Annotated in this window: 14 protein-coding genes and 1 riboswitch; of the genes, 4 read left to right on the forward strand and 10 right to left on the reverse strand. The window is 62.6% G+C overall.

Annotated elements, in window-relative coordinates:
• Nucleotides 1–48 precede the first annotated feature (48 nt).
• The 4 genes from DAAJ005_RS04400 to DAAJ005_RS04415 all read right to left on the reverse strand — a co-directional run bounded on the left by DAAJ005_RS04400 (nt 49) and on the right by DAAJ005_RS04415 (nt 4,111).
• Nucleotides 49–507: an NUDIX domain-containing protein gene (locus tag DAAJ005_RS04400; protein ID WP_151846048.1), complete on the reverse strand. Its 459-nt coding sequence runs from the start codon at nt 505–507 to the stop codon at nt 49–51.
• Nucleotides 508–515: 8 nt separating this feature from the next.
• Nucleotides 516–1,277 (reverse strand): ethanolamine ammonia-lyase subunit EutC, encoded by a 762-nt coding sequence (gene eutC, locus DAAJ005_RS04405; protein ID WP_151846049.1) that lies wholly within the window; start codon nt 1,275–1,277, stop codon nt 516–518.
• Nucleotides 1,274–2,683 (reverse strand): ethanolamine ammonia-lyase subunit EutB, encoded by a 1,410-nt coding sequence (locus DAAJ005_RS04410; protein ID WP_151846050.1) that lies wholly within the window; start codon nt 2,681–2,683, stop codon nt 1,274–1,276. Before DAAJ005_RS04410 ends, eutC begins: the two co-directional genes overlap by 4 nt.
• Before the next feature lie 198 nt (nt 2,684–2,881).
• Nucleotides 2,882–4,111 (reverse strand): MFS transporter, encoded by a 1,230-nt coding sequence (locus DAAJ005_RS04415; RefSeq protein ID WP_151846051.1) that lies wholly within the window; start codon nt 4,109–4,111, stop codon nt 2,882–2,884.
• 238 nt (nt 4,112–4,349) lie between these two features.
• Here DAAJ005_RS04415 and DAAJ005_RS04420 point away from each other — a divergent pair, with 238 nt between their 5' ends.
• The 4 genes from DAAJ005_RS04420 (at nt 4,350) to DAAJ005_RS04435 (ending at nt 8,713) form a co-directional block, all read left to right on the forward strand.
• Nucleotides 4,350–5,267, forward strand: a complete 918-nt coding sequence (locus DAAJ005_RS04420) for a bacteriorhodopsin-like (protein ID WP_151846052.1) — start codon at nt 4,350–4,352, stop codon at nt 5,265–5,267.
• Between the two features lie 32 nt (nt 5,268–5,299).
• Nucleotides 5,300–5,554 (forward strand): hypothetical protein, encoded by a 255-nt coding sequence (locus tag DAAJ005_RS04425; protein WP_151846053.1) that lies wholly within the window; start codon nt 5,300–5,302, stop codon nt 5,552–5,554.
• Between the two features lie 336 nt (nt 5,555–5,890).
• Nucleotides 5,891–6,961, forward strand: a complete 1,071-nt coding sequence (locus DAAJ005_RS04430) for a Brp/Blh family beta-carotene 15,15'-dioxygenase (RefSeq protein WP_192930864.1) — start codon at nt 5,891–5,893, stop codon at nt 6,959–6,961.
• Between the two features lie 547 nt (nt 6,962–7,508).
• Nucleotides 7,509–7,610, forward strand: a riboswitch (TPP riboswitch).
• 53 nt (nt 7,611–7,663) lie between these two features.
• Nucleotides 7,664–8,713, forward strand: a complete 1,050-nt coding sequence (locus DAAJ005_RS04435) for a thiamine ABC transporter substrate-binding protein (protein ID WP_226342570.1) — start codon at nt 7,664–7,666, stop codon at nt 8,711–8,713.
• Nucleotides 8,714–8,835: 122 nt separating this feature from the next.
• Here the strand turns inward: DAAJ005_RS04435 and uvrB are convergent, their stop codons facing one another.
• The 6 genes from uvrB to DAAJ005_RS04465 form a co-directional block, all read right to left on the reverse strand.
• Nucleotides 8,836–10,851 carry an excinuclease ABC subunit UvrB gene (gene uvrB / locus DAAJ005_RS04440; RefSeq protein WP_151846055.1) on the reverse strand — a complete coding sequence of 672 codons (2,016 nt, stop codon included), beginning with the start codon at nt 10,849–10,851 and terminating at the stop codon, nt 8,836–8,838.
• A 125-nt stretch (nt 10,852–10,976) separates the two neighbouring features.
• The gene (locus tag DAAJ005_RS04445) at nt 10,977–11,303 is read right to left on the reverse strand and encodes a type II toxin-antitoxin system PemK/MazF family toxin (protein ID WP_151846056.1); all 327 of its coding nucleotides are present in this window, start codon (nt 11,301–11,303) and stop codon (nt 10,977–10,979) included.
• Nucleotides 11,303–11,524, reverse strand: a complete 222-nt coding sequence (locus DAAJ005_RS04450) for a CopG family transcriptional regulator (RefSeq protein WP_151846057.1) — start codon at nt 11,522–11,524, stop codon at nt 11,303–11,305. Before DAAJ005_RS04450 ends, DAAJ005_RS04445 begins: the two co-directional genes overlap by 1 nt.
• A gap of 95 nt (nt 11,525–11,619) precedes the next feature.
• On the reverse strand, nt 11,620–11,883 hold the full coding sequence (locus DAAJ005_RS04455; RefSeq protein WP_151846058.1) for a hypothetical protein: 264 nt from the start codon (nt 11,881–11,883) through the stop codon (nt 11,620–11,622).
• Between the two features lie 128 nt (nt 11,884–12,011).
• Nucleotides 12,012–12,815, reverse strand: a complete 804-nt coding sequence (locus DAAJ005_RS04460; protein WP_151846059.1) for a PD-(D/E)XK nuclease family protein — start codon at nt 12,813–12,815, stop codon at nt 12,012–12,014.
• A complete protein-coding gene (locus DAAJ005_RS04465; protein WP_151846060.1) occupies nt 12,812–13,201 on the reverse strand; it encodes a hypothetical protein in 390 nt (129 codons plus the stop codon). The genes DAAJ005_RS04460 and DAAJ005_RS04465 overlap by 4 nt, the downstream gene beginning before the upstream one ends.
• Between the last annotated feature and the right edge of the window lie 199 nt (nt 13,202–13,400).

Below are 13,400 nucleotides of genomic sequence, written 5' to 3' on the forward strand. Positions count from 1 at the left end.
TGGGCTGTGCCTGACTGGGGAACATGATGGAAGGCCCAAGGCTGGAGTTCAGGAGGAAAGAATCTGCACTCCAGCCACGCTGTCCAGTTGCTCGGTCAGCCATGCACCGCGCTTCAGGTGGGCGTCCAGCACGCTGGTCAGCCAGGGCAGGCAGTCGTCCGGCAGGGCGTCAGGGGCAAACCAGCCGACTTCAGCGGTCTTGTCCAGTGGCGTTGGTTCCCCATCCCACTGGCGGGTCAGGAACAGGAAATCGGTCCCCTGCATGCCGTCAATATCAAAGCGTGACACGCCCAGGGCTTTCAGCGAGGCCAGTTCAACTTTCAACCCCACTTCTTCCTCGGCCTCGCGCACTGCAGCGGCCATCAGCGCCTCGCCGAGTTCCACCCGTCCGCCCGGCAGTCCCCACAGGCCATTCATATAGCTCGTGCCGTCGCGGCGGCCCAGCAGCACACGCCCGGAAACGTCTTGCACGACAAGCCAGGCGATCAGATAGAAGGGGGAGGTCATGGGGCAGTTTAGCCGCGTGGCAAGGCGGCAAAGTCCCCTGGTGGCTCGCCACCTTCGTCCTTGAGTGCAATGCCGCTGAGTTCCCGGTGTAAGGCTTGCCGGATCAGGTGCGCCAGCCGCCACGCCGCCGCCCGCACCTTTAGCCCCGCCGGGCGGATGTTGGACACGCAGTTGCGGGCCGAATCGCGGGTCAGCGGCTGTGGGGCGTAAGTCAGGTACGCTCCCAGGCTGTCCGGGCTGCTCAGGCCGGGGCGTTCGCCGATCAGGACGAGGACGAGTTTTGCGCCTACGGCCAGGGCCACGCCGTCGCCCAGCGCCACCCGCGCCTGCCGTGCCAGGACGATGGGGCCAACGCCCAGACCCGCCCCGCGCAATTCGGGCAGCAGCACCGCCAGCAACGGTTCCACATGCGCCAGCGCCCCCGCTGAGAGGCCATCTGCCACGACGATCACGACATCGGACGGGGGCTGGCCCTCCAATTCCGCCAAGGATTCAGGTGCCAGCGTGCGTCCCAGGTCTGGGCGACGCAGATATTCAGCACGGTCTGCGGCGTGGCTGTGGACGTGCAGGACCACCTCTCCAGTCCCTTCCAGCGTCTCGGCCAGCGCTTCAAAATTGGCAGCAACATGCACGGCGTCCCGTGCCACCGCGTGCGCCGCGTTGAACTTCAGTAGCTCCCGCGTCGGCAGCGAGGTTCCCGCCCGTCCCAGCGCGATCCGGGCGTCGGTAAATTCTTTCAGGGAGGCCCAGGGGGTCAGATCGTTGGTCATCCGCCTGCCGCTCCCATCAACTCCCGAAGTTGCGCCCGGCCCGGCAGCGTCAAGCCTCCATCCCGGCTCAGCCCTACTTTTTCCAGCCACGCGGCAAATTCTGGCGCGGGGGGGCGGTCAAACATGCGGCGCACGTACCACGTGTCATGAAAACTGGTGCTTTGATAATTCAGCATGATGTCGTCCGCCCCTGGCACACCCATGATGAAGGTCACCCCTGCCGCGCCCAGCAGGGTCAACAGGGTGTCGGTGTCGTCTCCATCGGCCTCCGCGTGGTTGGTGTAGCAGATGTCGCAGCCCATCGGCAGGCCCAGCAACTTGCCGCAAAAGTGATCCTCCAGCCCCGCGCGGATGATCTGCTTGCCGTCATACAGGTACTCCGGGCCGATAAACCCCACCACGGTATTGACCAGCAGCGGGCGGTAGCGTCGCGCCACCGCATAGGCGCGGGCCTCCAGCGTTCCCTGATCCACGCCGTGGTGGGCGTTGGCCGACAGGGCGCTGCCCTGCCCGGTTTCAAAGTACATCACGTTGTCGCCGTAGCCCCCGACTAAATCTGCCCCGCGCCGCAGCTCCAGCCCCGCCGCATGCGCCTCGTCCAGCAGGGCCAGATCAATACCAAAGCCGCTGTTGGCGTCCTGCGTTCCCGCCACGCTCTGAAACACCAGATCCACCGGAGCGCCGCGCGCCATTGCTTCCAGCGTGTTGGTGACGTGCGTCAGCACGCAGCTCTGCGTCGGCATTCCGGTCTGCTGGCGGAAATCGTCCAGCAGCCGCAGTAAACCCACGCAACTTTCAACACTGTCCAGCGCAGGATTGATCCCGATCACTGCGTCGCCGCAGCCGAACATCAACCCGTCCAGCGTGCTGGCCAGGATGCCGCGCGGATCGTCGGTGGGGTGGTTGGGCTGCAAGCGCGTGCTGAAGCGCCCCCGCAACCCCAGCGTGGTGCGAAAGCGTGTGATCACCTCCACCTTGGAGGCCACCAGAATTAAATCCTGCACGCGCATGAGCTTGCTTACGGCGGCCACCATTTCGGGGGTCAGGCCGGGGGCCAGGGCCGCCAGCGCTTCCGGTGTGGCCTCATCGCCCAGCAGCCAGTCGCGGAATTCGCCCACGCTCAGGCCAGACACGGGCGCAAAGGCCGCCGCGTCGTGGCTGTCCACGATCAGGCGCGTGACTTCGTCGGTCTCATAGGGAACCAGCAGGTCTTCTAAAAACAGGCTCAGGGGCAAGTCGGCCAGAATCTGCCGCGCGGCCTCGCGTTCCTGGGAACTGCCCGCCGCGATTCCCGCCAGCTCGTCGCCGGACTTGAGCGGGCTGGCGCAGGCCATCACCCGCCGCAAATCGGGGAAGGTGAAATGGCGGTGGCCCAGGGTCAGGTGGTACGTGGGCGGCTCCGGCAAACATCAAGGGGCATGGATCAGTGTAATACCAATCACCGAAAATTCGGCTCTTTAAAGCCGGATTTTCCGAGCGGAGCGAGTAGTGAAAATACCAGTCACCAAAGATGGAAAAGGCGCTCTTGGCGCTTTCCCAAGAGTGCATCTGTAATTTTTGGTGACTGGTATAAGTGAGCAGGGGACAGGAGAGAAGAGTCGGGTTCAGGAAGCCAATTCCCGCTGCCCCCGTCCTGCCGCCACCCCCGTCACCAGCACCAGACCCGTCATCGCCAGCAAGAAGATCAGTGGCACCTCCCAGTCGCCCGTGAGATCGTGCAGTGCCCCGAAGATGAAGGGACCAGTCGCCGCCAGCGCGTAGCCGAAGCCCTGCGCCATCGCCGAGAGCTGCGGCACCTGTGCCAGATTGGCGGCCCGCACGGCAATAAACATCAGCGCCAGCGGAAAGGTGCTGCCCGCGCCGATGCCCATCAGCAGCAGCCAGGGCAAGGGCGTCAGCGGAGCGAGGAGCAGACCCGTGATGCCCGCCGTACTGACCAGTGCCGTCGCCACCGCCAGCGGGACCAAAAGTTTGGGCCGTGCCGCCAGCACCGGAACCGCCAGAGTGAAGGGCAGTTGCACCACGTTGGCAAATGCCAGCAGCAGCCCCGCCTGCGCCGCCGTGAAGCCGTTGTCCTGCAAGACCCTGGGTACCCAGGTCAGCCACGTAAAAAAGACCAGAGACTGAAAGCCCATATACAGCGTCACCGATAGCGCGTAGGGGTTCTGCCACACCGACGGCCCCCCCTTGACTGGTGCGCGGGCATGAGTCTGCCGTCCGAAGACGGTGGGCAGCCACGCCACCACGCCGATCACGGCCAGCCCGATCCACACGCCCATAGACGAGCGCCACGCGCCGCCCAGCACGGTCATCAGCGGTACGGCCACCCCGGAGGCCAGCGCCGCGCCGCCCACCACCGCCAGCGTGTACAGCCCGGTCATCGGCCCCACCCGCGTGGGATAGTCGCGCCGGATCAGGCTGGGCAGCAGCACGTTGTTCAGGGCGATGCCCGCCCCCACCAGTACCGTGCCGATGAGGATAACGGGCAGCGTCGCGCCGATCCGCAGCACACTTCCTACGCCAATCACGGCGGTGGCAAACAGGATGATGGTCTCGTTGCTGTAGCGGCGGCTGAGCAGCGGCGCAAGCGGAGCCAGCACGCCCCAGCACAGCAGCGGCAGCGTGGTCAGCAGGCTCAGGGTGGCCGCGCTGACCCCCAACTCGGCCTGCACCTGTGACAGCAGCGGCCCGAACCCGGCGATGGGCGGGCGCAGGTTCAGCGCCACCAGAATCAGCCCCAGGATGAGCAGGGGGGCGGCGGTGGGCTTGCGGCGTTGCTGGACTGACTCCGCTGCCGCAGGCGATTCAGGGGCGGCGAGGTCAGAACGGCTCATTCGCGCAGGTTAGCGCCTCCAATCCTCTGTTCGCCCTGATACATGGAATGGGGCTGCCGATTCGCATTCGCCACCCAATTGCTTTTCTTGCTGCAATTCAACGGTACAGATTAACGCACATCTCACGCACACACGGGCTTACGCTGACCGCGTCAGGGAACTGATGAATTGCGGCTCTGGTATGCGTCCGCCCCATTTTCCGTGCCTCTCTGGCGCGGCTTTTACAACAGGAGTTGTTATGAGACAACGTTTGACCCCGTTCACCTGGATCATCGCCACCCTGGCCGTGCTGCTAAGCACCGCACTAGCACAGTCGCAAAACGCTCCAGTGGAGGCGGCCAAGCTCTCGCTGAGCTACGGGCAGTTCGGTCTGGTCTACCAGATCTTCTCGATTACCATTGCCTCGATGGGTGCAGGCTTTATCTTTTTCGTGCTGGCCCAGCAAAACCTGTCGCCCAAGTACCGCCCGGCCATGGTGGTCTCGGCGCTGGTGGTGGCGATTGCCTGCTACCACTACTTCCGCATCTTTAACTCCTGGAACGAGTCCTATGCCCTGACCGCTGGAGCTTACGTCGCCACGGCTGTCCCCTTCAACGACGCCTACCGTTATGCCGACTGGATACTGACGGTGCCGCTGCTGCTCGTGGAGGCTGTCGCAGTTCTGGCGCTTGCCACCAACGTCGCCTCGGGCATGATCTGGCGCTTGGCCCTGGCCGCCTTCGTGATGATCGCCACGGGATATCCCGGTGAAATCTCCGGCGACACCACCACCCGCCTGATCTGGGGCACCATCAGCACCATTCCGTTTATCTACATCGTGTACACGCTGTTTGTCGAACTGGGCAAGTCGATAGACCGTCAGCCGCCACGGGTGCAGGTGCTGACCCGCAATCTGCGGCTGCTGTTGTTCGCGTCATGGGGCTTCTACCCCATTGCGTACCTGCTCCCTATCTTCCTGGGGGGCGGCGGCCTGAGCGCCAGCGGCGTGGTTGGCTTGCAGGTGGGCTACAGCATCGCCGATATTCTGGCAAAAGTTGGTTTCGGCACCCTGATTTACTTTATTGCGCTGGAAAAAACCGCACATGACCGCAGTATGGGCGTCACCGAAGACAGCACCACTCCGCCAGCCACTGAACTGCCTACCCGGCCCGTTTAACCCGCCCGACGCTGCCCGTCACTGGAGACCCCATGACCAGGACCGAGATCAGAACCGAGACCACCCCGGAAGCCCGTCCTCTGTTTATCCTTGTGCGCCGCCATCAGGGTCTTGTGGCGCTGGGACTGATGTTGATTGCTGCCTCGGCGATGGCGCTCGACTTCTTCCGCAGTGACCTGCTGGGGCCGCACCTGATCGGCTTGCGCCTGATCTACGCGGGGATTGCGCTGCTGACCATCACCTATATCTGGATCGTGAGTACCCAGGACGCCGAGCGCGCCGCCTAGCTGCGCTGGTCAGTGCCGCTCCATCTACAACGCCGCTTGGAGACCCAGCAAGCGGCGTTGTCGTTAGTTGGCGCTGTGGTGTAGGTGGCGCTGTCGTCACTTCGGGCCGTGTAGAGGAATTGCAGGTTGCACGGGCCACTGGCGAGTCCTGATGGACAGAGCAAAAAACAGGAGTTTCAGCATTTCCTCAATCCTGTGCTCCTCCTGATCTGGCCGCCGGGCGAAACCTCAATACCCTTTCTGATCACCGGAACACCAGTCCTGACCAGACTCCCTGCGTCCCGTCCCATGTTCCAGCGCTCTTCCCCTCCCCTGGCCTGTCATCAGAGGTACGCCGTGACCCACTTCCAGCCCTCCAAACCCCTTCTGACCCCGGCCACACCGCAGATTGCTCGCCAGCGGCCTGCGTTCCTGCTCCTGTTCGCCGTTCCCTGGGCGGCCATGCTCGGCCTGCTGGGGCTGCACGGCCTGTTTCCGGCGGTGCTGGAGCGTTACGCCCTCGTGCCGCTGCTGCTGAGCGCCGTGTTGTTCGGTCTGCCGCACGGGGCGCTGGACCATCTGGTGCCGCTGCGACAGGGCTGGCGGCTGACGAGAAGCTGGACCGGACTGGGACTGTTTCTGCTGGCTTATCTGGGCGTGGTGCTGCTGTATCTGGGCGTCTGGACCGTGTGGCCGATGGTGGCGTACTGGGGGTTTCTGCTCACTTCGGCGCTGCACTGGGGGCACGGCGATCTGGACTTTCTGGAGCGGCGGCTGGGCCGTGCCCGGGCCTGGCACAGCGGCGCAACATTGCTGCTGCGTGGCAGCTTGCCCATCGTCGTTCCGTTTCTGGCCTTCCCCGACGCCTACGAACGGCTGGCGCGCGGCGCTGCACAGGCATTCCACGCGTCCCTTCCCGCCGGGCCGCTGTGGAGTGCCAGCTTTTCCCAGGGGCTGACCGTGATTTTCGTGGCCGTGCTGCTGCTGTCGGTGGCCGACACCCTGCGCTGTGCCGCCAGTGACCGGGCCGCCGTGACCGAACTGGCCGAGGTTGCGCTGCTGCTGCTGGTGTTCACTCAGGTCCCCGCCGAGCTGTCCATCGGCCTGTATTTCACGCTGTGGCACGCCTGGCGGCATCTAGGCCGACTTCTGGAACTCAACTCCAGGCCACTCAAGCTACGGCCTGTCAGCCTGCGCGGGTTGCGACGGCTGGCGCTGGACCTGACGCCGATCACCCTGATTGCGCTGGGGATGCTCGGTGGCCTGTTCCTGTGGAGTGCGCCGCGCCTGCACAGCGCCGAGGACTTGACGGCGCTGTACCTGGCCCTGATCGCCGCCCTGACCCTGCCCCACGCCCTGCTCGTCGGCGTGATGGACCCCGCCTTTGCCCGTATGGTGGGGCGGTCCCGCCGGGACGCAAATTCCTGAGCCTGGGGGAGAGGCTGCGCCGGACCAGCAGTGCGGGTGGGTAAAACAGCACGCAGATGTGCCCCCGGATTCAAGACCCGGTCTCTGGCGCTGGCCTGACTGAGGCATGCGGGCCTTCAGGGGTCAATCTGACAAGGACTCTTACGGATTCCGTCTGTAACGCGGTAGAGATCGGGAAAGCGTAGGTCTCCACACTCCACACTCCACGCCCAGGACCCGTTTTTCTCCTGCTCACTGTCCTGTCCAGAGCAGCGCCCATGACTGGTACGGCTCGCAGGGGGACGCTTGAACGCCGGATCGGATTTCCAGGTATTTTCAGCACCTTCCAATCGGGGTCTGTCTTATTTCGCCCGCGTTCCTGTACCAATCACAGCGGTTCAACAGAAGAGGCCAGATGCCCCCAGGCGGCGTTGGATGTGGGTGCCAGTTGGGACCGCTTTTTTCCCGTGTCCCCACTCACCACTGCAACTGCACAGATTGACCAACTTTAAAGACGAAAAATGCCTGTCGGGCACGCTTCTTACCCATTCCTTCTGCTAACTTGGCCGTGCGTCACCGGGGGTGCCTGTCCTTTTAGAACGGGCTGAGAAACACCCCAACGAACCTGATCCGGGTCATACCGGCGGAGGGAGCGTGACCGGCCAGCCCCGAAGACTTCGGCGGTTGGCCCCGCTTCCCCTCGTGACGCGAGGGGGCTTTTTTATGTTTGGAAACAGTATGCGTATACAAGGTATTTTGACGGCGGCTTTACTTCTGGCGGGTGCGGCCAGCGCCCAGACCACCTTGACGGTGATCACCCACGATTCCTTTGACGTGGATAAGAAACTGGTGGCGTCCTTTGAAAACGCGAACAACGCGAAGGTGCGTTTCGTGAAGGGCGGCGACGCCGGGGAACTTCTCAACCGCCTGATCCTAACCCGCCGCGCCCCGCTGGCCGACGTGGTCTACGGCCTGGACAACAGCCTGATCAGCCGCGCAAAGCAGTTTGACCTGCTCGAGCCTTACAAGTCGCCTGAACTGGCGAAGGTTCCCGCTGCCTACCGTCTGGACGACGCGGGTCTGCTGAACACAGTGGATTACGGCTACGTGGCCCTCAACTATGACCGCGAGTACTTCCAGAAGGCGGGTCTGGCCCTGCCCAAGTCGCTGGATGACCTGAAAACCCCGCAGTACGCCAAATTGACCGTGGTGGCAAGTCCGGCCACCAGCAGCCCCGGTCTGGCTTTCATGCTTGCCACCGTCAACCATTACGGCGAGGCGGGCGCATGGGCGTGGTGGCGCGACGCCCGCCTCAACGGCCTCAAGGTCACGCGCGGCTGGAGCGACGCCTACAACAAGGAATTTAGCCGCAACGGGGGCCGCTACCCTATCGTGCTGTCGTATGCCAGCAGCCCAGCCGCCGAGGTCTTCTATGCCGACAACTATGACGCGAAGAAGCTGCCCGCGCAGGCCCCCACTGCCAATCTGTTCCTCCCTGGCAGCACCTGGCTGCAACTGGAAGGCGTGGGCATCCTGAAGGGCGCGAAGCAGCCCGCGCTGGCCCGCAAATTCGTGGACTTCATGCTGGGCAAGGGCGTGCAGGCCGACATCCCCACCCGCATGTGGATTTACCCGGCGGTGGGCGGCACACCGCTTGATCCGGTTTTCAAGTTCGCCACCGAGCCGGAACTCTCAGCCGTTAAACCCGGTCTGACGGCCAATCCGCAGCGGTTGGTGGACACCTGGGTCACTCAGGTTCTGCGGGCGCGGTAGGGGAGACCTCTCTTCAAGACCCTCTGCGTGGAGTACCTCATTGAGCAGCCACGCAGAGGGCTTTTCATTTCGACTTTCAGCCGGGGAGAAAATGCCGTCCTATGCTGTAAGGCAGCCCTGCACTACCGCCGTCCGCGCGCCCGCACCTTCTGCCCCGGCACCGTCGCCTGCTTGAACTCCTTGCCCTGCAACTTGGCCTCAATGGCCCGGATCTGATCGCGCAAGGACGCGGCCTTCTCGAAGTCCAGATCCTCGGACGCCTGCCACATGTCCAGTTCCAGATCGGTGAGCTGGGCGGTCAGGGCATCGCGGTCACCCCCGACATTCGCGCTGCCGATCTCTTCGGGCTGTTCCTCACCGCGAATGACGTTCCGTACGCCCTTGATAATCGTGGTGGGCGTGATGCCGTGTTCCACGTTGTAGGCGGTCTGCTTCTCGCGGCGGCGGGCGGTTTCGTCGATGGCACTTCGCATGGCGGGCGTGACCGAATCGCCGTACAGGATCACCTCACCGTTCAGATTGCGCGCCGCGCGGCCAATGGTCTGGATCAGCGCACGTTCCGAACGCAGAAAGCCGGGCTTGTCGGCGTCCAGAATGGCCACCAGCGAAACTTCGGGCAAATCCAGCCCCTCGCGCAGCAGATTGATGCCCACCAGCACGTCGTAATGGCCCAGCCGCAAGTCGCGGATGATGACCTGACGCTCCACGCTGTCGATGTCGCTGTGCATATAGCGCGCCTTGACGCCCTTTTCCAGCATGTACTCGGTTAGGTCCTCGGACATGCGTTTGGTCAGGGTGGTGACCAGGGTGCGCTCGCCCGCTGCCGTCTTCGCGCGAATGCGCCCCAGCAGATCGTCGATCTGGCCGGTAATGGGCTGCACGCTCACGGGCGGGTCCACCAGTCCGGTGGGGCGGATGATCTGGTCGGCAATGCTGTCGCTGACCTCGCGCTCGAAGGGGCCGGGCGTGGCCGACACGTAGATGGTCTGTCCGGTCTTGGACATGAATTCCTCGGCGTTCAGTGGGCGATTGTCCATCGCGCTGGGTAGGCGGAAACCGTAGTCCACCAGCGTTTGCTTCCTGGCCCGGTCCCCATTAGCCATCCCGCCGATCTGTGGCACGGTCACATGCGACTCGTCAATGAAGGTGATGAAGTCGTCCGGGAAGTAGTCCAGCATGGTGTACGGCGTCATACCGGGTACGCGCCCGTCGATGTGGCGCGAGTAATTCTCGATGCCGGAGCAGTAGCCCAGCACCTTGAGCATCTCCAGATCGTAGAGGGTGCGCTCCTTGATGCGCTGCGCCTCCAGCAGCTTGCCGGTGGACTTGAAGTATTCCAGCCTTTGCTCCAGCTCCTCCTGAATGGTCACGATGGCCCGCTCGATATTCCCCGCGCTGGACACGTAATGCTTGGCTGGGTAGACCACTGTGGCGTCCAGTTCGGCCAGCCGGTCCCCGGTCAGCGGATGTACCACCGCAATGCGCTCCACATCGTCGCCCCACAGCTCAATGCGGAGGGGCTGCTCGTCGTACGCGGGCCAGACCTCGATCATCTCACCCTTGACCCGAAAACGGCCCGGCATCATCTCGATGTCGTTGCGCTCGTACTGCATGCCGATCAAGCGGCCCAGAATCTCGTCGCGGCTCACCGAGTCGCCCTTCTTGAGAATCAGATTGAGGGCGGTGTACTCCTTGGGATCGCCCAACCCGTAGATACACGAGACGGAGGCGACGACGATGGTGTCGCGCCGCGTCAACAGACTGCGGGTGGTGGAGTGGCGCAACCGCTCGATTTCCTGGTTGATCGCCGCGTCCTTCTCGATAAACAGGTCCTTGCCCGGCACGTAGGCTTCGGGCTGGTAGTAATCGTAGTAGCTGATGAAGAACTCGACGGCGGCGGTGGGGAAAAACTCGCGGAACTCGGAGGCAAGTTGCGCGGTCAGAATCTTGTTGGGGGCCATGATCAGGGCGGGGCGGCCCGTTTCCTCAATCACTTTCGCCACGGAGTACGTTTTTCCTGTGCCCGTCGCCCCCAGGAGCGTCTGGTATCGCAGTCCTGATTCCAGCCCGTCCACCAGGGAGCGAATGGCGGTGGGCTGATCGCCGGACGGCGTGAACTCGGATGTAATGTTGAGCATCGGGGAAACCTCCAGAAGCAAAGAAAGTGAGAGCAGTGGCAAACGCCGAACGTATCCCCACAGTTTACGCCCCCAGCGTAAGCGGATGGTAGGCCAGATGGCGGATTGGGGAGGTGGTTTAAGCGCTAGCTGAAGGTGTCCATTTCGAGCGCGAAGATGGCCGCCTGCTGCACTTCTTGAAGTCGAAACGAGGAGAGAGAAGAGATCAACTCGCCCAAATCTTCCTTGGGAATCGTTTGAAGATTGTCCAGGCTGACCGCGCAATGTTCCGGCACGCCATCGAACGGCTCCAGAATCACTTGCGAAGGAATGCCGCGCACCCGTGTCGTCAGCGGCGCAACCGTAACGCTGTTCAGATGTCCTATCAAAGCGTCTCGCGTCAGGATCACCACGGGACGCCGTTTGTCCAGCTCACACCAGCAGATGTCGCCGCGCCGCCAGGCACGCGCCATCACTCGCCCCAGGCGCGGCGGGCAGGCTGCCAGGCATCGTCATCGGGCTGCGCCTGAAAGCTCTGACGGTGAGCTTCTTCCATCGCGGCGTTCTGGCGGCGTTTGAGTTCGGCCTGCAAGGCAACTCGGATAAACGCACTCCGGGTCTCCTGGCTCTGGCCTGCCGCATGATCAACCGCAGAGAGCAGGGCGTCGTCTATGGTCATCTGCACGGTTTTCATGTGTGTAAGTTACCACATGATAATGTGGATAAAAGGCAGGTGGCGGAGATGCTTAATCCTCTCTCCGCCACCTGCTTAGATTTATACCTCGGTATTCAGACAGTCAGTGCATGCGTCCAGCGCGGTAGACCGTTGTTGACCAGGAAGCCCACAAGATCGGTACTGCCGTAAAACTTCAGTCGGCCATGTTCGGTGAATGCCAGAGCAGATTTGTCTACCCGAAGATTCTTGGCGCGGGCTGCGGCGACGAGTTGAGCAAGCAGGACGCTGCGGGCGTTGTCGTTGTGGTTTGGGGATTCAGCGTCGCAGATGAGGCAGCTCTGTCCCTGAATGTTGATGTGAGCGATGTTGATTTGCATATTTTCTCCTTGATTGAATGATGGATGTAATCTGACCGCAATAACCGTTTACGACGTGCCAGACATGTCTTGATTGAATTAAGTTGGATGGGCCGAGCATCGGACTTCAGCCCATCCTGACAGTGTGTTTAGTCGGCGGCTGACTCGTCCAGCCCCATGCAGCGGCGGTAGTGATCGCACCAATTACAGTGCGTCCCGGTGTGCTTGGGCCACTCGGTTTCCACAAAATGATGCTGGCCGAGTGTCACCAGCTTGCCCAGATCGGCGTCCACATTGTCGGTGTCGTATTCCAGCAGCAAATCGCCCGCCGGATACAATTCGTAGGCGCGAACGGTCTGGCCGGGATACTTGTCACGCACGGCGGTCACGTACAGCGCCAGCGCCAGCGGACTGGTCACGTCGTAGCTTTCTGGGGCTTTGCCTGTTTTGATGTCCACCACGCAGATTTCACCGTCTACGCGAACCACCAAGTCAATCCGGCCCGTGGCCCGCACCTTGCCCAACGGGTGATCCAGGTCAAGGCGCACCCACTCCTCGGCGCTGATGAGGCCACCGGATTCCACCTTGCCCTCGGCGAACAGCAGAAATCCGCCCAGGCAGAGCAGCAGTTCATCTTGCCAGCGGTTGACGCGCTGCTCCAGCGTTTCGCTGTGGCCTTGCTGGACTTCACCAGCGGGCAGCTTGAGCAGGTGTTCGCGGAGCATCGGCACCAGCTCGTCCATGTCGGGCCAGTTGCTGCCCACCTGAAACTTACGGGTCGCGTCGCGCACAGTGCTGTGGAATGCCTGGCCCTTGTGCAGATTTTCGTTGAACTCGCTTTCCACGTAGAAGTGGTTCAGCATTTCTTTGTGGGGGCAAAGCTGATACGTCTCGGCCACCGAAGGACTCATGGGCGCAAACGGCGCGGCCACCAGCATGGGCAGGGCGCTCACAGTGAACGGCCTTCCAGCGCAGTCACGTTGGCGTAAATCGCGTTGCGGTAGGCACGGTGAGAGATGGTGGCACGCACGCGGCGGCCTCGCAGACCCATCAGGCGTTCGGGGGTCAGGTCACGCAGGTTCAGCACAAATTCTTCCAGGGCGGTCAGTGCGCCCACGATGCCTCCCTTGAACTCCGGCGTCATGCTGCTGGCGGTCAGGCCGTTGTCGGCGGCGTAGGTCAGGTGCAGCGCCGCGTACTTGTCGCCAAAGCGGTTGCGCTGAAGTTTGAGATCGGCGCGAACAATAGTCAATTCATGAATGCCTTCGGGAAGGCGAGTGGTGCGGTCATCCGGTGCGGGGCTGATTGTGATGATGGAAATAGTAGGGCTGCTACTCATATGAAACTCCTGTAGGATGAGCGCAGACAATTGTGCCTGCGCCCTTGAAGTTCCATCTGCACATCCGTTAGACTTGATACCGCCAAGTAGTCATGTCTTTCAGATATGCAGATGAAGTCCGGGGGTAAATGCCGTCGGGCTTTTTCATTGTTACCGGGAACGCCGAGTTTATTGGCCCTGCTGGACGCTCCCCACCTCT

The organism is Deinococcus sp. AJ005, from assembly GCF_009017495.1.
Classification (GTDB): domain Bacteria; phylum Deinococcota; class Deinococci; order Deinococcales; family Deinococcaceae; genus Deinococcus.